This is a genomic window from Streptomyces sp. P5F9, from assembly GCF_057961495.1.
This window is the reverse complement of the sequence record NZ_JBXVPZ010000033.1, coordinates 1-19637: the sequence shown is the minus strand read 5'-3', so window position 1 is coordinate 19637 and position 19637 is coordinate 1. Positions and strand designations below refer to the sequence as shown.

The following is a 19637-nucleotide window of genomic DNA, read 5'->3' as shown; positions in this document are numbered from 1 at the left end:
CCGGAAAGCGGATCGGAAAGCTCCCCTTTCACCGCATTCATCGCCTGAACTCCCGCACAGCGAAGGGACTTTCCCGGCTTCACCTCTTGACGCCCGGAGTGGCTGAGAGCACATTGACCGCGCACCCACTGCGTGAGAGCGCTCTCAGGCAGGCACGGCACCCGCATCCCCACTCCGTATCCGAGAGGCACCGATGAGTGAACCCTCCGGCACGCAGCGCAGACCTCGTCCCCTACGGCGTGTCCTGATCGCCGTCCTCAGCACCCTCGGCCTGGCGGCCGCCACCGCCACGGCCTTCACCCTGCCCGCGAACGCGTCCGCGCCCACTCCCCCGTCGGGCTGGACGCAGGTCTTCCTGGACGACTTCAACGGCTCCGCGGGCACCGGTGTCTCCACCACCAACTGGCAGTACGACACCGGGACTTCGTATCCGGGCGGGGCCGCCAACTGGGGCACCGGCGAGGTCGAGACGATGACCTCCTCCACCAACAACGTGGCCCTGGACGGCAACGGCAACCTGCTGATCACCCCGCGCCGGGACGCCTCCGGCAACTGGACCTCGGGCCGTATCGAGACCAACCGCACCGACTTCCAGCCGCCGGCCGGCGGGAAGCTCCGCGTCGAGGCCCGTATCCAACTCCCCAACGTCACCGGCTCGTCGGCGCTCGGCTACTGGCCCGCGTTCTGGATGCTGGGCGCGCCGTACCGGGGCAACTATCAAAACTGGCCCGGCGTGGGCGAGTTGGACATCATGGAGAACGTCCAGGGTCTCAACACCGACTGGTCCACGGTCCATTGCGGCACCAGCCCGGGCGGTCCGTGCAACGAGACGACCGGTATCGGCGGTTCGACGGCGTGCACGGGAACGACCTGCCAGGCGGGCTTCCACACGTACGCGATGGAGTGGGACCGGTCCACAAGTCCCGAGCAGATCCGCTACTACCTCGACGGCGTCAACTTCGAGACGGTGAACTCCAGTCAGGTCGACGCGACGACCTGGGCCAACGCGACGAACCACGGCTTCTTCATCATCCTGAACGTGGCGATGGGCGGCGGCTTCCCGGACGCGTTCGGCGGCGGCCCCACCAGCGCCACCGACCCGAACCACCCGATGACGGTGGACTACGTCCAGGTGCTCTCGTCCACGGGCAGCGGGAGCGGTACCACGACCCCGCCGACCGGCAACCGTGACGCCTACAGCGCCATCCAGGCCGAGTCCTACGACAGCCAGTCCGGCACGATCGCCGAGACCACCACGGACACCGGCGGCGGCCAGGACATCGGCTCCATCGCCAACGGAGACTGGGCCCTCTACAAGGGCGTCAACTTCGGCTCCACAGCGGCCACCCAGTTCTACGCCCGGGTCGCGAGCGGCGCCGCGACCGGCGTCAGCGGACTGGTCCAGGTCCGCCTCGACAGCCCCACCGCGACCCCGGTCGGCAGCTTCGCGCTGGCCAACACCGGGGGCTGGCAGTCATGGAAGACGGTACCGGCCAACATCAGCTCGGTCACCGGCACCCATGACGTCTATCTCACCTTCAGCAGCGGCCAGCCGGCGGACTTCGTGAACGTGAACTGGTTCGACTTCGGTCACTGAGCCCAACTCCCCACGGGAAAAAGGGGGTTCCACGCGCGCGTGGGGCCCCCTTTCGGCATGTCCCCCCGCCTTCACCGCAACTCCGCCCGAAACCCCGCCGGCGTCACATCCGTGTGCTGCTGGAAGAACTTGGAGAAGTTCGCCGCGTCGGGGAACCCAACTGCCGCGCCGACCCGTCCGATCGGCAGGTCCGTGTGGGCCAACAGCCGCTTCGCCTCCAGGACGACCCGCTTGTCGATGAAGCCCTTGGGGGTCTCGCCGGTCGCGGCGCGGACCGCTCGGACGAGGGTGCGGCGGGAGTAGCCGAGGGCGTCGGCGTAGGCGCTGACGCTGTGGTTGGTGGCGAAGCCCTTCTCGACGGCGTCGCGGAAGAGGGTGAACGTCGTGTCGGCCTGCCGGGCGGCGTCTTCCGCCGAGCTCGCCGCCAGGTGGGCCAGGCGCAGCAGGAACGCCGTCAGGGAGTGGCGCAGCACCGACGTGTGCAGGCTCAGCGGGAGCGTCTCCGTGTCCTCGTACTCGCGCTGGAGCTGGCCCAGGGAGGCGCGCAGGGCGGCGAGGCGGGGCTCGTCGGGGTGCAGGAGGGGTGGGAGGTCGTAGCGGTAGAGGCCGGTCGCCTCGACCGTGGCGCGCGGGAGGAAGCCGGGCTGCATGGTCAGGACGGTGCCCCGGTACTCGTCGAGGCGGGAGAAGCGGTGGACCTGGCCGGGGCGGATCCACAGGATGTCGCCGGCCGTCGCCTCGTACTCGGCGAAGTCGATCATGTGGCGGACCGGGCCGCCGGAGAAGAGCATCACCACATGGAAGTCGATGCGGTGGACGCGGTGCAGGGGTGCGTCGGCGTGCCAGGTGTGGCCGGTGCCCATCGGGCCGACCTGCATGCCCACACCGCAGACACTCAGATCGACAGGGAAGGGAAACGTTCTGATCACGTCGCCGTCACCGCCGACGTCTTGGATAGTTCTGTCCGTCATGTCCTTCTCGTGCCGCCTCAGCGCTGCTGCCGGTGTCCCACTTTCACCACAGGCTGGCACACCGGCACCTTCCCTCGTAAAAGTCAGACTTTTAGATTTGAAGACGTCCGAGCAGTTCTTCCGCTCTTACCGAGGACTTCTTGAAGATGAACGCGCACACACCTGACAGCTTCGAGTGGACCGATCTCGACCGTCGAGCGGTCGACACCGCCCGTGTTCTGGCCGCTGACGCGGTGCAGAAGGTCGGCAACGGCCACCCCGGCACCGCGATGGCCCTGGCTCCCGCCGCGTACACGATCTTTCAGAAGGTGATGCGTCACGACCCCGCGGATCCCGAGTGGACCGGCCGTGACCGCTTCGTCCTCTCCCCCGGCCACACCTCGCTGACGCTGTACACGCAGCTGTACCTCGCCGGGTACGAGCTGGAGCTGGACGACCTGAAGGCGTTCCGGACGCACGGTTCGAAGACGCCTGGTCACCCCGAGTACGGGCACACGGCCGGTGTGGAGACCACGACAGGCCCGCTCGGACAGGGTGTCGCCAACGCGGTGGGCATGGCGATGGCCGCCCGCTACGAGCGCGGCCTGTTCGACCCGGAGGCCCCCGAGGGCGAGTCGCCCTTCGACCACACGATCTGGGCGATCGTCTCCGACGGCGACCTGGAGGAGGGCATCTCCGCCGAGGCCTCCTCCCTGGCCGGCCACCAGAAGCTCGGCAACCTCGTCTTCGTCTACGACGACAACCACATCTCCATCGAGGGCGACACCGCGACCGCCTTCTCCGAGGACGTCCTGAAGCGGTACGAGGCCTACGGCTGGCACACCCAGCGCATCGAGCCCTCCGCCGACGGCGACATCGACACCCACGCGCTGTACACGGCGCTGAGGACGGCGCAGGCCGAGACCGGGCGCCCCTCGATCATCGCGATGCGCACGATCATCGCTTGGCCCGCTCCAAACGCGCAGAACACCGAGGCCGCCCACGGCTCCGCGCTCGGCGCCGACGAGATCGCCGCCACCAAGCGCGTCCTCGGCTTCGACCCCGAGAAGTCCTTCGAGGTCGCCGACGACGTCATCGCCCACAGCCGCAAGGCCCTGGACCGGGGCGCCGAGGCGCACTCCGCGTGGGACAAGCAGCTCGACAAGTGGCGCGGCGCCCAGCCCGAGCGCGCGAAGCTCTTCGACCGGGTCGTCGCCGGTCAGCTCCCCGAGGGCTGGGAGCAGTCCCTGCCGGTCTTCGAGGCGGGCTCCTCCGTCGCCACCCGCGCCGCGTCCGGCAAGGTCCTCCAGGCGCTTGGACCGGTCCTGCCCGAGCTGTGGGGCGGCTCCGCCGACCTGGCCGGCTCGAACAACACCACCATCGACAAGACCTCGTCCTTCCTCCCGAAGGGCAACCCGCTGCCGGAGGCCGACCCGTACGGCCGTACGATCCACTTCGGTATCCGCGAGCACTCGATGGCGGCCGAGATGAACGGCATCGCCCTGCACGGCAACACCCGTGTCTACGGCGGCACCTTCCTGGTGTTCTCCGACTACATGCGCAACGCCGTCCGCCTCTCCGCGCTGATGCAGCTCCCGGTGACGTACGTCTGGACCCACGACTCGATCGGTCTCGGCGAGGACGGCCCCACCCACCAGCCGGTCGAGCACCTCGCCTCGCTGCGCGCCATCCCGGGCCTGAACATCGTCCGCCCCGCCGACGCCAACGAGACCGCGATCGCCTGGGCCGAGATCCTCAAGCGGCACGCCACGAAGCCCGCCCCGCACGGCCTCGCGCTGACCCGCCAGGGTGTGCCGACCTACGCGCCCAACTCCGATGCGGCGCGCGGCGGTTACGTCCTCAAGGACTCCTCCACCGGGACCCCGGACGTGGTGCTCATCGCGACCGGTTCCGAGGTGCACCTCGCCGTCGAGGCGCGGGAGCGGCTGGAGGCCGAGGGTGTGGGCACCCGGGTGGTGTCGATGCCGTCCGTGGAGTGGTTCGAGGAGCAGTCGCGCGAGTACCGCGACAGCGTCCTTCCGCCGTCCGTGAAGGCCCGCGTTGCGGTCGAGGCCGGGATCGGTCTCACGTGGTACCGGTTCGTGGGTGACGCAGGACGCATCGTCTCCCTCGAACACTTCGGCGCCTCCGCCGATGCCAAGACCCTGTTCGCCGAGTTCGGTTTCACCGCCGAGAACGTCGCCGCAGCTGCCCGGGAATCCCTTGCCGCCGCGCGCGGTTGATCCGATCGCCAGAAAGAAGATGATCACAGTGACCGAAGTGACCGCCACCGCGGGAGCTCTCAAGCGCCTGTCCGACGAGGGCGTCTCCATCTGGCTGGACGACCTGTCGCGCAAGCGGATCGAGTCCGGCAACCTCGCCGAACTCGTCGACACCAAGAACGTCGTCGGTGTCACCACCAACCCCTCCATCTTCCAGGCCGCCATCGGCTCCGGCGAGGGCTACGAGGAGCAGCTCGCCGACCTGGCCGTGCGCAAGGTGACGGTCGAAGAGGCCGTACGGATGATGACCACCGCCGACGTCCGCGCCGCCGCCGACATCCTGCGCCCCGTCTACGACGCGACCGGCGGCCGGGACGGCCGGGTCTCCATCGAGGTCGACCCGCGGCTCGCCCACAACACCGAGGCGACCATCGCCGAGGCCAAGCAGCTGGCCTGGCTGGTGGACCGTTCCAACGTGATGATCAAGATCCCGGCGACGAAGGCCGGCCTCCCGGCCATCACCGAGGTCATCGGCGAGGGCATCAGCGTCAACGTCACGCTGATCTTCTCCCTGGAGCGGTATCGCGAGGTCATGGACGCCTACCTGGCCGGCCTGGAGAAGGCGCGTGCCGCGGGCATCGACCTGGCGACCATCCACTCCGTGGCGTCCTTCTTCGTCTCGCGCGTCGACTCCGAGATCGACAAGCGCCTCACCGCGCTCGCCACGGACGTGGCGCTCGCCCTCAAGGGCAAGGCGGCGCTCGCCAACGCGCGGCTCGCCTACGAGGCCTACGAAGAGGTCTTCTCCGGTGACCGTTGGACCGTTCTCGCGGGTTCGAAGGCCAACAAGCAGCGCCCCCTGTGGGCCTCGACCGGTGTGAAGGACCCGTCCTACAAGGACACCCTGTACGTCGACGAGCTGGTCGCGCCCGGCACGGTCAACACCATGCCGGAGGCGACGTTGAACGCCACCGCCGACCACGGTGACATCCACGGCGACACGGTGACCGGCGGCTACGCGCAGGCCCGCGCCGACCTGGACGCCGTAGAACGGCTGGGGATCTCGTACGACGTCATCGTCAAGCAGCTGGAGGACGAGGGCGTCGCCAAGTTCGAGGTGGCCTGGCAGGACCTGCTGGACGCCGTCGCGAAGTCGCTGAGCAGCAAGGGGGTCGACGGGGAATGAGCGAGGAGCTTCCCGAAACGAAACCGGCCGAAGCAGCCGAGACAGCCGATGCAGCTGAAGCGGCCGTGCAGGCACTGACCGTCGAGGACATCACCGACGCGCTGATCGCCGACTGGGACAACCCGCTGCGCGACCCGCGCGACCGCCGGCTCCCCCGGATCGCGGGCCCGTCCGGGCTGGTCATCTTCGGGGTCACCGGTGATCTGTCCCGCAAGAAGCTGATGCCGGCCGTGTACGACCTGGCCAACCGCGGCATGCTGCCGCCGGGCTTCTCGCTCGTCGGGTTCGCCCGGCGGGACTGGGAGGACCAGGACTTCGCGCAGGTGGTGCACGACTCGGTGCGCGAGCACTCGCGGACCGAGTTCCGCGAGGAGGTCTGGCAGCAGCTCGCCGAGGGCATGCGGTTCATCCCGGGCGACTTCGACGACGACACCGCGTTCAAGCAACTGCGCGCCGCGGTCGACGAGTTGGACGGGTCCCGCGGTACCAGCGGCAACTACGCGTTCTATCTCTCCGTACCGCCGAAGTTCTTCCCGAAGGTCGTCCAGCAGCTGAAGAAGCACGGCCTCGCGACGGCCGGCGAGGGCTCCTGGCGGCGCGCGGTCATCGAGAAGCCGTTCGGGCGCGACCTGAAGAGTGCGCGCGAGCTGAACAAGATCGTGCACGAGGTGTTCGACCCGGACCAGGTGTTCCGGATCGACCACTATCTCGGCAAGGAGACGGTCCAGAACATCCTGGCGCTGCGCTTCGCCAACCAGATGTACGAGCCCATCTGGAACCGGTCCTACGTCGACCACATCCAGATCACGATGGCCGAGGACATCGGCATCGGCGGGCGCGCCGGCTACTACGACGGCATCGGTTCGGCCCGTGACGTCATCCAGAACCACCTCCTTCAGCTGATGGCGCTGACCGCCATGGAGGAGCCGATCGCCTTCGACGAGGAGGCGCTGCTCACCGAGAAGCTCAAGGTGCTGAAGTCGGTGCGGTTGCCCCAGGAGCTGGGCGAGCACACGGTGTTCGGGCAGTACGCGGAGGGCTGGCAGGGCGGCGAGAAGGTCGTCGGCTACCTCCAGGAGGACGGCATCGACCCGCAGTCGAAGACGGACACGTACGCGGCCGTCAAGCTGGAGGTGGACAACCGCCGCTGGGCGGGCATCCCCTTCTACCTGCGCACCGGCAAGCGGCTCGGGCGGCGCGTGACGGAGATCGCGGTCGTCTTCAAGCGCGCCCCGCACTCCCCCTTCGACTCCAGCGCCACCGAGGAGCTGGGCCAGAACGCGATCGTCATCCGCGTCCAGCCCGACGAGGGCATGACGGTCCGGTTCGGCTCCAAGGTTCCGGGCACCTCGATGGAGATCCGGGACGTGTCCATGGACTTCGCCTACGGCGAGTCGTTCACGGAGTCGAGCCCGGAGGCGTACGAGCGGCTCATCCTGGATGTGCTGCTCGGCGACGCCAACCTGTTCCCGCGCCACCAGGAAGTGGAAGAGTCCTGGAAGATCCTCGACCCGATCGAGGAGTACTGGGCGCAGAACGGCAAGCCCGCGCAGTACTCCTCGGGCAGCTGGGGTCCCGAGGAGGCGGACGAGATGCTCGCACGAGACGGACGGAGCTGGCGCAGGCCATGAAGATCGACCTGAGCGACACCACGGCAAGCAAGATCAACAAGGCGCTGGTGCAGGGTCGCCGCGACATCGGCACCCCTGCCGTGGGCATGGTCCTGACGATGGTCATCGTCACGGACGAGGAGAACGCCTACGACTCGATCAAGGCGGCCGAGGAGGCCTCGCACGAGCACCCCTCGCGCACCCTGGTCGTCATCAAGCGGCATGCCCGCACCCCGCGCGACCGCACCAACTCGCACCTCGACGCCGAGGTCCGGGTGGGCGCCGACGCCGGCACCGGCGAGACGGTCGTGCTGCGGACCTACGGCGAGGTGTCCGACCACGCCGACTCCGTGGTGCTGCCGCTGCTGCTGCCGGACGCACCGGTCGTCGTGTGGTGGCCGGGGGACGCACCCGAGGTCCCCTCGAAGGACCCGCTGGGTGCCCTCGCGCAGCGCCGGATCACCGACCTGTACGCGGCGGCGAACCCGCTGGAGGCGCTGGACACCCGCTCCCGTTCCTACGCGCCCGGTGACACCGACCTCGCCTGGACCCGACTGACGCCGTGGCGCTCGATGCTGGCCGCCGCCCTCGACCAGGCCAAGGCCAAGATCACCTCGGGTGCCGTGGAGAGCGAGGCCGACAATCCGGCCGCCGAGCTGCTGGCCCGCTGGCTGGAGGCTCGCCTCAAGGTGAAGATCGACCGTGTGGTCACCGCCGGACCGGTCGTCACCGCCGTACGCCTGGGCACGGGCGCCGGCGAGGTCGTCATCGACCGCCCCGAGGGCCCGCTGGCCACGCTGTCCCTGCCCGGACAGCCGTCCCGCACCCTCGCGCTGAAGGTCCGCACGACCTCCGAGCTGATCGCCGAGGAGCTGCGGCGCCTCGACGCCGACGAGATGTACGCCATCGCCCTCCGGGCCGAGGGCACCAAGGAGACCCCCTCTCATGTCTGACTCCCCCAAGCTCACCCGGCGACCGGAGTGGGCCGCGCTGGAGGACCACCGCGCGGATCAACTGCAGCCGCAGTTGCGTGAGTTGTTCGCGGCGGACCCGGGGCGCGCGGAGCGGTACGTCGTCACCGTCGGCGACCTGCGCATCGACTACTCCAAGCATCTGATCACGGACGAGACCCTCGCCCTGCTCCAGGAACTGGCCACCGCCACCGGCGTGTCCGGCCTCCGGGACGCGATGTTCCGCGGCGAGAAGATCAACGTCACCGAGGACCGCGCGGTCCTGCACACCGCGCTGCGCGCCCCGCGTGACACGGTGATCGAGGTCGACGGCGAGAACGTCGTGCCCCAAGTCCACGCCGTGCTCGACAAGATGGCCGGCTTCGCGGACCGCGTCCGCTCCGGCGAGTGGACCGGCCACACCGGCAAGCGCATCAAGAACGTCGTCAACATCGGCATCGGCGGCTCCGACCTCGGTCCCGCGATGGCGTACGAGGCGCTCCGCGCCTTCACCGACCGCTCGTTGACGGTCCGCTTCGTGTCGAACGTGGACGGCGCCGACCTGCACGAGGCGACCCACGACCTCGACCCGGCCGAGACGCTGTTCATCGTCGCGTCCAAGACCTTCACCACGATCGAGACGATCACCAACGCGACGTCCGCCCGGACGTGGCTGCTTGAGGGTCTCGGCGATGGGGGCACCTCCCGCTCGATCGAAGTTGAGAGTGGGGGAGACAAGGCTGTGGCGAAGCACTTCGTGGCGCTGTCGACGAACGCCGGGAAGGTGTCGGACTTCGGCATCGACACGGACAACATGTTCGAGTTCTGGGACTGGGTCGGCGGACGCTACTCCTACGACTCGGCCATCGGCCTCTCCCTGATGATCGCCATCGGCCCGGACCGCTTCCGCGAGATGCTCGACGGCTTCCACACCGTCGACGAGCACTTCCGCACCGCACCCGCCGAGGCCAACGCCCCTCTCCTCCTTGGCCTGTTGGGCGTCTGGTACGGCAACTTCTTCGACGCCCAGTCGCACGCGGTGCTGCCGTACTCCCACTATCTCTCCAAGTTCACCGCCTACTTGCAGCAGCTGGACATGGAGTCCAACGGCAAGTCCGTGGACCGGGACGGGAATCCGGTGCAGTGGCAGACCGGCCCGGTGGTGTGGGGTACGCCCGGGACCAATGGCCAGCACGCCTATTACCAACTCATCCACCAGGGCACGAAGTTGATCCCGGCGGACTTCATCGGCTTCGTCAACCCGGTCGGCGAGCTGAGCGACGGCCTCAAGAAGCAGCACGACCTGCTGATGGCCAACTTCTTCGCCCAGACACAGGCGTTGGCGTTCGGCAAGACACCGGACGAGGTGCGCGCCGAGGGTGTGCCCGAGGAGCTGGTGCCGCACAAGACATTCAAGGGCAACCACCCCACGACCACGATCCTGGCCCGCGAGCTGACCCCGTCCGTTCTCGGCCAGTTGATCGCGCTCTACGAACACAAGGTGTTCGTCCAGGGCGCCGTCTGGAACATCGACTCCTTCGACCAGTGGGGCGTCGAGCTGGGCAAGGTCCTCGCCAAGCGTGTCGAACCCGCCCTGACCGAAGGCGCCGACGTGCCCGGGCTCGACCCCTCCACCGCCGCTCTCGTGGCCACCTACCGGACGCTCCGCGATTCCCAGGAAGTGAACTGACATGCAGCTCGGATTGATCGGCCTCGGCAAGATGGGCGGCAACATGCGCGAGCGCATCCGCCGCGCGGGCCACACCGTCATCGGCTACGACCGCAACCCCGAGATCTCCGACGTGAGCGACCTGGCCGAGCTGGTCGGCAAGCTCGAAGCGCCGCGCACGGTCTGGGTGATGGTCCCGGCCGGTGCCCCGACCCAGTCGGTCGTCGACGAGCTGGGCGAGCTGCTCCAGCCCGGCGACGTCATCGTGGACGGCGGCAACTCCCGCTGGACGGACGACGAGAAGCACGCCGAGGAGCTGGGTGCCAAGGGCATCGGCTTCGTCGACGCGGGTGTCTCCGGCGGTGTGTGGGGTCTGCAGAACGGCTACGCGCTGATGGTCGGCGGCGATGCCGAGAACATCGCGAAGGTGCAGCCGATCTTCGACGCCCTCAAGCCCGAGGGCGAGTTCGGCTTCGTGCACGCCGGCAAGGTGGGCGCCGGGCACTTCTCGAAGATGGTTCACAACGGCATCGAGTACGCGATGATGCAGGCGTACGCCGAGGGCTGGGAGCTGCTGGAGAAGGTCCATTCCGTCACGGACGTGCGGGAGGTGTTCCGCTCCTGGCAGGAGGGCACCGTCATCCGCTCGTGGCTGCTCGACCTCGCGGTCAACGCCCTTGACGGCGATGAGCACTTGGACAAGCTGCGCGGTTTCGCGGAGGACTCGGGCGAGGGCCGGTGGACCGTCGAGGCGGCCATCGACAACGCGGTGCCGCTGCCCGCGATCACGGCGTCCCTGTTCGCGCGGTTCGCCTCGCGTCAGGACGACTCGCCGCAGATGAAGATGATCGCGGCGCTGCGCAACCAGTTCGGCGGCCACGCCGTCGAGTCCAAGTAGGCGCGCCGTGGGGGATCTTCTGCTGGTCCGCCACGGCGAGACGGAGTGGAGCGTGTCGGGCCAGCACACCAGCTGGACCGACCTGCCCCTCACCCAGCACGGCGAGGAACAGGCCAAGTCCCTCGCTCCGCTCCTCTCGGACCGGACCTTCGCTCTCGCACTGACCAGCCCGCTCGGCCGCGCGATACGCACCGCCGAACTCGCGGGCATCACCGGGGCCGTACCCGACCCCGACCTGCACGAGTGGGACTACGGCGCCTACGAGGGCGTCACCACCGTCGACATCCACCGCACCCGCCCCGACTGGTACTTGTGGACCGACGGGGTGCCGCCGGGCCCGGCCGGACACCCGGGCGAGTCCCCGGACGAGATCAGTGCCCGGGCCGACCGGGTCCTGAAGCGGGTGGACACCGCGCTCGTGGACGGTGACGTGATCCTCGTGGCCCACGCCCACTTCCTGCGCGTGCTCACGGCCCGCCGTCTGGGCCTGACGGCGGCGGACGGCCGCCTGTTCCAACTGGCGACCGGCACGGTCAGCCGCCTGTCCACCGAGCACGACCGCCCGGTGATCGCGGAGTGGAACACCCGACCGTAACGGCACAACTCACCGGCCCGGACCGTACGTTGACGTGCGGTCGGGGCCGTTGCCGTCCCCTGTGCCCAGGGCCTCCACGCGGCTAGAGTCCCGCTTGATGGAGATCAACGATCTGACACCGGCCGAGGAACAGGTGTGGCGGGCCTTCCCGTTGGGCGAGTCCGTGGACTTCCGTACGGCGGAGGACGAGGACGTCACCCTCGGCGGCGACTGGGGGCCCGAACGGACCGTGCGCGCCGAGGTGTTGCGGGCGCTGCTGCTCAACGGGCCGCAGGAAGCGGGCGAGATAGCGTCGCTGAGCCTGGAGGGCGCCCGGATCAGCGGGAGGCTTGATCTGCAGTACGCGACGATCGACCACCCGGTCCGGCTGCGGTACTGCCACTTCGACGACGTGCCCCGCTTCTACGCCTGCCGACTGCGCGAACTCAACTTCGGCGACTCGGTGTTGCCGGGCCTCACCGCCCATGCGATGCGCGTGGACGGCGTGCTGCGGATGACCCGGTCCCGGTTCCGCGGAGTGGTGCGGCTCGCCGGGGCGAAGATCTCCGGAAGCCTGTTCATGGAGGGCGCGGAGATCATCGCTCCGGACGCCGAGGAGCCGGTGCTCCAGCTCAACCAGGCGGCCGTCGGCGACGATCTCCGGGCCGTCGGCCTGCGCACCCAGGGGCAGATACGGCTCAGCGGCGCGAGCGTCGCCGGGTCGGTCAACCTCAACACGGCGCACCTCTCCAATCCCGGGGGCTCAGCAATCGACGCCGAGATCCTCACCGTGGAGGGCAACGTCCTCGTCCGGGAGGCCCAAGTGGAGGGCTGGGTGGGCCTGCGCGGCGCCCGGATCGCGGGTCGGCTGGACCTGTCGCACACCACCCTGTCGAATCCCGGCAACCCCGCACTGCTGGCGAGCAGTTCCACCATGGGGGAACTCTGGCTGCGCGAGAGCCCGCCCATGCAGGGGCGACTCGTGCTGCGCAGTGCGCAGATCGACGTCCTGTGGCTGGAGCCGGCGGTGCTGCCGGACCAGGTCTTCCTCACCAGCTTCGCCTACACCTCGCTCGTCCCGCACGAGCCCGCCGACCGCCGGCTGACCATGCTGGAGCGCGACGGCGACGGCTATGTCCCGCACGCCTACGAGGAGTTGGCCGCCGCGTATCGCCGCGTCGGCGACGACTACGCCGCTCGCACCGTCCAACTGGCCAAGCAGCGCCGCCTGCGCGGCACCCTCCGCTGGTACTACCGGATCTGGGGCTACGCCCAGGACGCCACCGTCGGCTACGGCTTCCGCCCGCTGCGCGCCTGCGCCTGGCTGCTGTCTCTGCTGGCGATCGGCTCCCTCGCCTACGGCCTGCACCACCCCCACGCCCTCAAGGCGTCCGAGGCCCCGCACTTCAACCCGGTGTTCTACACGCTCGACCTGCTGCTCCCGGTGATCTCCTTCGGCCAGGAGGAGGCGTTCGCGCCGGACGGCTGGTACCAGTACCTCGCCTACGGCCTGATCATCACCGGCTGGATCCTGGCCACCACGGTCGTCACCGGCGTGACCCGGACCGTCAGCCGCCAGTGAGCCGCTTCGCCGTGTGTTGGGCGGCCAGGCGCACCGGCGCGTTCTGGGCGCCGTAGCCCCGGTAACCCGGCTCGCGCTGGACCAGTTCGAAGAAGACGCGCCCGACCGTCCGGGTGTAGCAGTGCCTGAACTCGCCGCCCGCGTCCCGGTCGTAGAGGATGCCGAGGTCCTGGTACGTCTCCAACTCGCCCTCGGGGAAGGTGAATCGGGCCGCGAGGTCGTCGTAGTAGTTCGCGGGCATGCGCAGCAGTTGGCCGCCGGACTCGCGGAAGCGGCGGGCCGCGGTGACCACGTCCTCCGTTGCGAGGGCGATGTGCTGGGCGTGGGAGCCGTCCTCGCTGGGGGCCGCGCCGACGCTCAGGGCGATACGGACGCTGCCGTCGGGGGTGGTGACGGCGCGGCTGCGCAGCAGGCCGTAGGGGTCGGCGACGTCGACGCGCTCCTGGGCGTGGAGCCCAAGGACGCTGCGGTGGAAGAGAGTTGCCTCGTCGAAGTGGTGCCAGGGCTGGGTGAGGGCGAGGTGGTCGATGCGCTGGACGCCTGTCCCCGCAGGCAGTTGACCGGTGGTGTCGGTGAAGTCGGCACGCCAGCCGGGGAGTTCGGGGGTGCCTTGGGCGCAGAAGAAGAGTTCCGTGCCGTCCGGCGCGGCCACGGCGTCGAGTTGGGCGTCACCGGGTGCGCGGCGGCGGGGCAGGACCGGCGCGAGGAGGGCCTCGGCGCGGCGGGCGGCGCCCTGCGGGTCGGGGGACTCCAGGCCGATCGCCGCGAGGGCGGTGCCGTCCCGTCGGAGGGCGGGGCCGGTGTTGACCAGGATGCGGGCCTCGCCCTGCTGCCACAGGTCCACCGGTTTGCCGTGGTGGCGGGCCGTGCGGGCGAAGCCGAGGGCGCTGAGGAGGGCCGAGACGGGTTCCGCGTCCGGGGTGACGAGTTCGGCGAAGGCGATGCCCGTGGGGACAACGGGAGTTGGGGGCTCCAGTACGCCGACCGTCTCCTGGAGGACCAGCAGCGAGCGTTGGGCGTCGACCGCTGTCGGGCCCGCTTCCGCTTGCCGGAACACGTCGTTGAAGATCTCCAGCGAGAGCGGGCCGTCGTAACCGGCGGTCAGGACGTGCCGTACGAGTCCGGCGACGTCGAAGCCGCCCTGGCCCGGGAAGCAGCGGTAGTGGCGGCTCCACTGCAGGACGTCCATCGCGAGCAGCGGGGCGTCGGCGAGCTGGAGGAAGAAGATCTTCTCGCCGGGGATGTCCTCGATGCCCTTGGGGTCCGAGCCGCGCGACAGGATGTGGAAGCTGTCGAGGCAGGTGCCGAGTGCCGGGTGCCCGGCCGCCTCGACGATGCGCCAGGCGTGGTCGTACGTGCTGACGTGCCGCCCCCAGGCGAGCGCCTCGTAGGCGACGCGGACGCCGAACTCCTGGGCCAGGTCGGCCAGTTGGCTGAGCTGGGCGGCGGCGAGCGCGTCGTCGTCCTCGGCGAGCGGGGAGACGCTGGAGCAGACGAGGACGGTGTCGGTGCCGAGCCTGCTCATCAGCTCGAACTTGTGGCGGGCGCGGCGCAGGTTGCGGGCGAACTCGGCCTCGGGCACGGCCTCGATGTCCCGCATCGGCTGGTAGAGGTCGATGGTCAGGCCGAGGTCGGCGCACCGGGCGCGGATCTCCTCGGGCGTGAGCGGGCTGGCGAGCAGGTCGTTCTCGAAGATCTCGACGCCGTCGAAGCCGGCCCGGGAGGCGGCGGTGAGTTTCTCGGTGAGGGAGCCGCTGAGGGAGACGGTGGCGATGGACGTGCGCATCGGGGTACCTCTCAAGTTCGCTGCGGGCACGGCTATTTCGGTGCGGGCACGGCGCCGGCCAACTCGGCGATGTCCGCGAGCATGCGGGCGCTGTCGGGTTCCCGGCCGGTGAACAGGCGGAACGCGTCCGCCGCCTGGAAGACCGCCATGCCGCCGCCGTCCAGGGTGGCGCAGCCCAACGCGCGGGCGGTGCTCAGCAGTTGGGTCTCCAGCGGACGGTAGACCACTTCGGCGACCCACAGCCCGGAGTGCAACAGGCGTGGGGGAAAGGGCAGTCCGGGGTGGGCGGCCATCCCGGTGGGCGTGGCGTGGACGATGCCGTCGGCGGCGGAGAGCAGGTCGGGCAGCCGGTCCGGAGTGGCGCCGGCCGCACGGCCCGGGCCGAAGTGGCGGTTCAGGGAGTCGGCGAGGGCGGTCGATCGTTCCGGCAGCGCGTCGACGACGGTGACGCGCTCGGCGCCGAGGGTGAGCGTGGCGTGTGCGACGGCCGCGCCCGCGCCGCCCGCGCCGAGCTGGACGACGCGTTCCATGGGCGCGTCGGGCAGTCCGCGGGCGAAGGAGGCGGCGAAGCCGGTGACGTCCGTGTTGTGGCCGATCGCGCGGCCGCCCGCCTCGAACACGACGGTGTTGACCGCGCCCAGCGCCTCGGCCTGCGGGGCGAGCCCGTCGAGGTGCTCGATGACGAGCTGCTTGCAGGGATGGGTGATGTTGAGCCCGTCGAAGCCCAGGTCACGGGCGGCGCGCAGCAGATCGCCCACCGCCTCCGGGCCGACACCGAGCACGTCGATGTCGATGAGCCGGTACAGATAGCGCAGCCCCTGCCGGTCGGCCTCGCGTTCGTGCAGGGCCGGACTGAGGGACGGACCGATGCCGGAACCGATCAGCCCGACGAGATACGAGTCGACGAGAGACGGGTCCTTGAAGACGTCGGCCACGATGGCCCTCCTGAGCGGCTCACTAATGTACGAACTAGTACGTTAGCTATACCAGGATCGCGGACCCACCGGAAGGCCCCGACCGAGAACCCGGCCGCTCACCGCCGGTCCCTCCTTCTACAATCGGCCGCACACCGCGCGCACGCCCGAAGGAAGCCAAGGAACCCGATGACCAGCGTCGAAGAACCGGCACGACCGAACGGGCGCATCCGTGACGCGGCCCGCACCAAGGCCGAGATCCTCGACGTGGCCACCCACGAGTTCGCGCGCGCCGGCTACGACGGCGCCCGCGTCGACGAGATCGCGGCCCGCACCCGCACCACCAAGCGGATGATCTACTACTACTTCGGCGGCAAGGAACAGCTCTTCACGGCCGTCCTGGAACGGTCCTACGGCGTGATCCGCGAGGCCGAACGCGGCCTGGACGTCGAGCACCTGGACCCGGTCGCGGCCATCCGCCGGCTCGCCGAGCTGACCTTCGACCACCACGAGCAGCACCCCGACTTCATCCGGCTGGTGTCCATCGAGAACATCCACGGCGCCGAGCACATCGCCGCCTCCGAGAAGCTCGGGAAGATCGGTTCGCCCGCCCTCGACGTGATCCGCCGCATCCTGGAGGCGGGGCAGAGGTCCGGCGTGTTCACGGCCGACGTGGACGCCGTCGACCTGCACGCGATGATCAGTTCCTTCTGCTTCTTCCGGGTCGCCAACCGGCACACCTTCGGCGCCCTGTTCGGCCGCGACCTGGTGGCACCGGCCCGGCGCGAGCACTACCGGACCATGCTGGGCGACATGGTGATCGCCTATCTGACGGCGGAGCGGGCCGCGGACTGAGCCGCGCGATCCTTCGGTACGACCCCTTGACACCCGGGAAACGTGAGCGCAACATCCGTAGCCAACCGCTACTAACTATCCAGTGGGTTAATTAGCCGGGCAGCGCCCGGCACGGCCGTCCCGTCACCCCAGGGATCCGGCACATCTCCCCCGCCGCTCACTCCGCCTACGGTGGAGTCCCCCCGAAGGAGCAAGCCGTGTCCGTCCCCGCCAAAGCCGTCGGGCAACCGAAAAAGGCCGCCACTGCCGCCTGGATCGGCAGCGCCCTGGAGTACTACGACTTCTTCATCTACGGCAGTGCCGCCGCGCTGATCTTCCCCAAGGTCTTCTTCGACGACTCGGACCCGGCGACGGCGACCCTGCTCTCCCTCGCGACCTTCGGTGTCGCCTACGCGGCCCGGCCGGTCGGCGCGCTGTTCCTCGGGCACTTCGGCGACCGGGTCGGCCGCAAGAAGATCATGATCTTCACGCTGCTGCTGATGGGCCTGTCGACGTTCCTCATCGGCTGCCTGCCCACGCGGGGCCAGGTCGGCACGCTCGCCCCGGTGCTGCTCGTGCTGTGCCGGGTCCTCCAGGGCATCTCGGCGGCGGGCGAGCAGGCCAGCGCCAGTTCCATGACGCTGGAGCACGCGCCGGCGAACCGGCGCGGCTTCTTCACCAGTTTCACGCTGGGCGGCACCCAGGGCGGCCAGCTCATCGCGACGCTCGTGTTCCTCGCCGTCGCCCAACTCCCGGACAGGCAGCTGCTGTCGTGGGGTTGGCGCGTTCCATTCTGGGCGAGCGTGCTGGTCGCGGTGGCCGGCTACTTCATCCGCCGCAACCTCCAGGAGACCCCGGCCTTCGCCGAGCAGGCGGCGACCGAGGGTGTCGTGAAACTGCCGCTCGTGGTGCTGCTGCGCGAGCACTGGGCGGATGTCCTGCGGGTCATCGCGGGTGCGCTGATCGCCTCCGTCTCGACGATCTTCACGGTGTGGGCGCTGGCCTACGCGACCAGCGACTCGGTCGGCATGTCCCGCTCGTCGATGCTGTGGGTGGGCGCGCTCGCCAACCTCGTCGCGCTCGCCGCGATCCCCCTGTGGGCGACGCTCTCCGACCGCATCGGCCGACGTCCCGTCTACCTGATCGGCGCGATCGGCAGCGCGATCACGATGTTCCTCTACCTCTGGGCGATCTCGACCGGCTCCTACGCGCTCACCCTGATCCTCGGCATCGTCACCTTCGGCGTCGTCTACAGCGCCGCGAACGGCGTGTGGCCCTCCTTCTACGGCGAGATGTTCTCGACCCGGGTCCGGCTGTCGGGCATGGCCATCGGCACCCAGATCGGCTTCGCCGTGGCCGGGTTCGCGGTCACGTTCGCCGCGCAGATCGCGGGTCCGGACGGCACGGACTGGTCCTCGGTGGCACTGTTCACGGCGGCGCTGTGCGTCCCGCCGGTGATCGCCGCACTGACGGCCCGCGAGACCCACGCGGTCCCGACGGAGCTGCTCGGCACCCGCTCCCCCCGGGAGGCGTCACAGCCGGAGACGGTGACGGCCTGACCGTCGCTCCCCGACCACCGCACCCCCGGGCTCCCTTGCCCGGGGGTTTCGGTTGCGGGGCCGTCCGGACAGGTGCGACCTCTCCCCGCACACGGACACCCCGTTGACAGATGACGTTTCGCGCAAGAACATCGGCCGGAACGAGCAGAAAAGAACAACGCCGCTACCGCCGAGGGAGGGTCTCCGCGTGCCCCGGCCGATTTCAGGGGCGGCCGGTGCACGCGGGCCCGGGGCTGACTATCGTTGCCCGATCACACGTGCGAAAGGTGGTCGAGGGGCGTGGCGGGGGCCGAGGAGTGGATACGGGTGCCGGTCGGCGACGACGCCGGGCGGTGGGCGACGCGGGGGCACAGCCGCAAGGTGCTGTTCGTCGTCCACAACGTGACCTCCGCGACCCGGCTGCTCGATGTACTCCCGTTGTTCCACGACGACTTCCGGGTCCAGTTGCTGGTGACGTGCACGGGGTCGTCCGCGTTTCGGGCGGGGGTAGCGGAGTTGCTGGCGGAAACGGGGGTGCCGGTGGTGCCCTGGGATCAGGCCGTTCAGACTCCGGTCGATTTGGCGGTGTCGGCGAGCTTCGGTGGTCAACTCGGGGCATTTTCAGGCGTATTGGCCGTGTTGTCACACGGTGTCGGATACACTAAGAGGCTGGGGACACCCAACACCCAACACCCAACACCCAACACCCGGCAGCGAGGCGGCGGAAGCGACGGCTCCGGTTTTCGGGTTGTCGCCGGAGTGGTTGCTCGACGAAAGCGGGCGGCCCGTCGCGGACGCGTTGGCGCTGTCGCATCCCGAGCAGTTGGAGCGGTTGCGTGCCGTCTGCCCCGAGGCCGCGCCCACAGGTGTACTGGCCGGTGATCCCTGCTGGGACCGCATGCTCGCGGCCCGCCCGTACCGGGAGCGCTACCGGCGGGCTCTCGGTGTCGGACGGGCACAGCGACTGGTGGTGCTCAACTCCACCTGGAACCCGGAATCCCTGTTCGGCGACGACATACTGCCCTCCCTGCTCCCCCGACTGACCTCCGAACTCCCCGTCGACGAGTACCGTCTCGCCGCCGTCCTGCACCCCAACATCTGGCACGGCCACGGCCCCGGCCAGATCCGCGCCTGGCTCGACCGCGCCCGCCGCGCCGGCCTCACCCTCGTCGACCCCCTGCACGGCTGGCGCCAGGCGCTGCTCGCCGCCGACGCCGTCATCGGCGACCACGGCTCGGTCACCTACTACGCCGCCGCACTCGGCACCCCGGTCCTCCTCGGCGCCGCACCCCTCACGGGCCTCGCCCCCGACGCCCCGGTGCACGCC

The 19637-nt window shown here is 69.7% G+C and carries 15 protein-coding genes and 1 pseudogene; 12 read left to right on the top strand and 4 right to left on the bottom strand.

The window, feature by feature from the left end:
• Positions 1-193: 193 nt before the first annotated feature.
• Complete coding sequence (locus tag AC31A1_RS08930) at positions 194-1597, top strand: glycoside hydrolase family 16 protein (protein WP_489652716.1); 1404 nt, start codon at positions 194-196, stop codon at positions 1595-1597.
• Positions 1598-1668: 71 nt separating this feature from the next.
• On the opposite strand, the gene AC31A1_RS08925 is transcribed toward AC31A1_RS08930, so the two are convergent.
• Positions 1669-2568, bottom strand: coding sequence for a helix-turn-helix domain-containing protein (locus tag AC31A1_RS08925; RefSeq protein WP_489652715.1), 900 nt, complete (start codon positions 2566-2568; stop codon positions 1669-1671).
• A gap of 146 nt (positions 2569-2714) precedes the next feature.
• Between AC31A1_RS08925 and tkt the strand changes: the two genes are divergently transcribed.
• The 8 genes from tkt to AC31A1_RS08885 all read left to right on the top strand — a co-directional run bounded on the left by tkt (position 2715) and on the right by AC31A1_RS08885 (position 13238).
• Positions 2715-4790 (top strand): transketolase, encoded by a 2076-nt coding sequence (tkt, locus tag AC31A1_RS08920; RefSeq protein WP_489652714.1) that lies wholly within the window; start codon positions 2715-2717, stop codon positions 4788-4790.
• Positions 4791-4809: 19 nt separating this feature from the next.
• Positions 4810-5955 (top strand): transaldolase, encoded by a 1146-nt coding sequence (gene tal / locus AC31A1_RS08915; RefSeq protein WP_489652713.1) that lies wholly within the window; start codon positions 4810-4812, stop codon positions 5953-5955.
• Positions 5952-7586, top strand: a complete 1635-nt coding sequence (zwf, locus tag AC31A1_RS08910; RefSeq protein WP_489652712.1) for a glucose-6-phosphate dehydrogenase — start codon at positions 5952-5954, stop codon at positions 7584-7586. Before tal ends, zwf begins: the two co-directional genes overlap by 4 nt.
• On the top strand, positions 7583-8518 hold the full coding sequence (gene opcA / locus AC31A1_RS08905; RefSeq protein ID WP_489652711.1) for a glucose-6-phosphate dehydrogenase assembly protein OpcA: 936 nt from the start codon (positions 7583-7585) through the stop codon (positions 8516-8518). The genes zwf and opcA overlap by 4 nt, the downstream gene beginning before the upstream one ends.
• The gene (gene pgi, locus AC31A1_RS08900) at positions 8511-10205 is read left to right on the top strand and encodes a glucose-6-phosphate isomerase (protein ID WP_489652710.1); all 1695 of its coding nucleotides are present in this window, start codon (positions 8511-8513) and stop codon (positions 10203-10205) included. Before opcA ends, pgi begins: the two co-directional genes overlap by 8 nt.
• 1 nt (position 10206) lies before the next feature.
• Complete coding sequence (gene gnd, locus AC31A1_RS08895; RefSeq protein ID WP_489652709.1) at positions 10207-11082, top strand: phosphogluconate dehydrogenase (NAD(+)-dependent, decarboxylating); 876 nt, start codon at positions 10207-10209, stop codon at positions 11080-11082.
• Positions 11083-11089: 7 nt separating this feature from the next.
• Entirely contained in the window at positions 11090-11677 is a 588-nt protein-coding gene (locus AC31A1_RS08890; protein ID WP_489652708.1) for a histidine phosphatase family protein, read from the top strand.
• Between the two features lie 97 nt (positions 11678-11774).
• Complete coding sequence (locus AC31A1_RS08885) at positions 11775-13238, top strand: membrane-associated oxidoreductase (protein ID WP_489652707.1); 1464 nt, start codon at positions 11775-11777, stop codon at positions 13236-13238.
• On the opposite strand, the gene AC31A1_RS08880 is transcribed toward AC31A1_RS08885, so the two are convergent.
• Positions 13225-15024 (bottom strand): bifunctional sugar phosphate isomerase/epimerase/4-hydroxyphenylpyruvate dioxygenase family protein, encoded by a 1800-nt coding sequence (locus AC31A1_RS08880; RefSeq protein ID WP_489652706.1) that lies wholly within the window; start codon positions 15022-15024, stop codon positions 13225-13227. The two genes, AC31A1_RS08885 and AC31A1_RS08880, sit on opposite strands and share 14 nt — an antisense overlap.
• Positions 15025-15056: 32 nt before the next feature.
• Positions 15057-15959 carry a shikimate dehydrogenase gene (locus tag AC31A1_RS08875; protein ID WP_489652705.1) on the bottom strand — a complete coding sequence of 301 codons (903 nt, stop codon included), beginning with the start codon at positions 15957-15959 and terminating at the stop codon, positions 15057-15059.
• Positions 15960-16127: 168 nt separating this feature from the next.
• On the opposite strand from AC31A1_RS08875, the gene AC31A1_RS08870 reads away from it, so the two are divergent.
• Both AC31A1_RS08870 and AC31A1_RS08865 read left to right on the top strand, forming a co-directional pair.
• Positions 16128-16793 carry a TetR/AcrR family transcriptional regulator gene (locus AC31A1_RS08870; protein WP_489652704.1) on the top strand — a complete coding sequence of 222 codons (666 nt, stop codon included), beginning with the start codon at positions 16128-16130 and terminating at the stop codon, positions 16791-16793.
• Positions 16794-16990: 197 nt separating this feature from the next.
• Positions 16991-18331, top strand: a complete 1341-nt coding sequence (locus tag AC31A1_RS08865) for an MFS transporter (RefSeq protein WP_489652703.1) — start codon at positions 16991-16993, stop codon at positions 18329-18331.
• A gap of 251 nt (positions 18332-18582) precedes the next feature.
• Here AC31A1_RS08865 and AC31A1_RS08860 read toward each other — a convergent pair whose 3' ends face one another.
• The gene (locus AC31A1_RS08860) at positions 18583-18792 is read right to left on the bottom strand and encodes a hypothetical protein (RefSeq protein WP_489652730.1); all 210 of its coding nucleotides are present in this window, start codon (positions 18790-18792) and stop codon (positions 18583-18585) included.
• On the opposite strand from AC31A1_RS08860, the pseudogene AC31A1_RS08855 reads away from it, so the two are divergent.
• A pseudogene (locus AC31A1_RS08855) lies at positions 18692-19637 on the top strand (hypothetical protein); the annotation flags it as partial. The gene AC31A1_RS08860 and the pseudogene AC31A1_RS08855 sit on opposite strands and share 101 nt — an antisense overlap.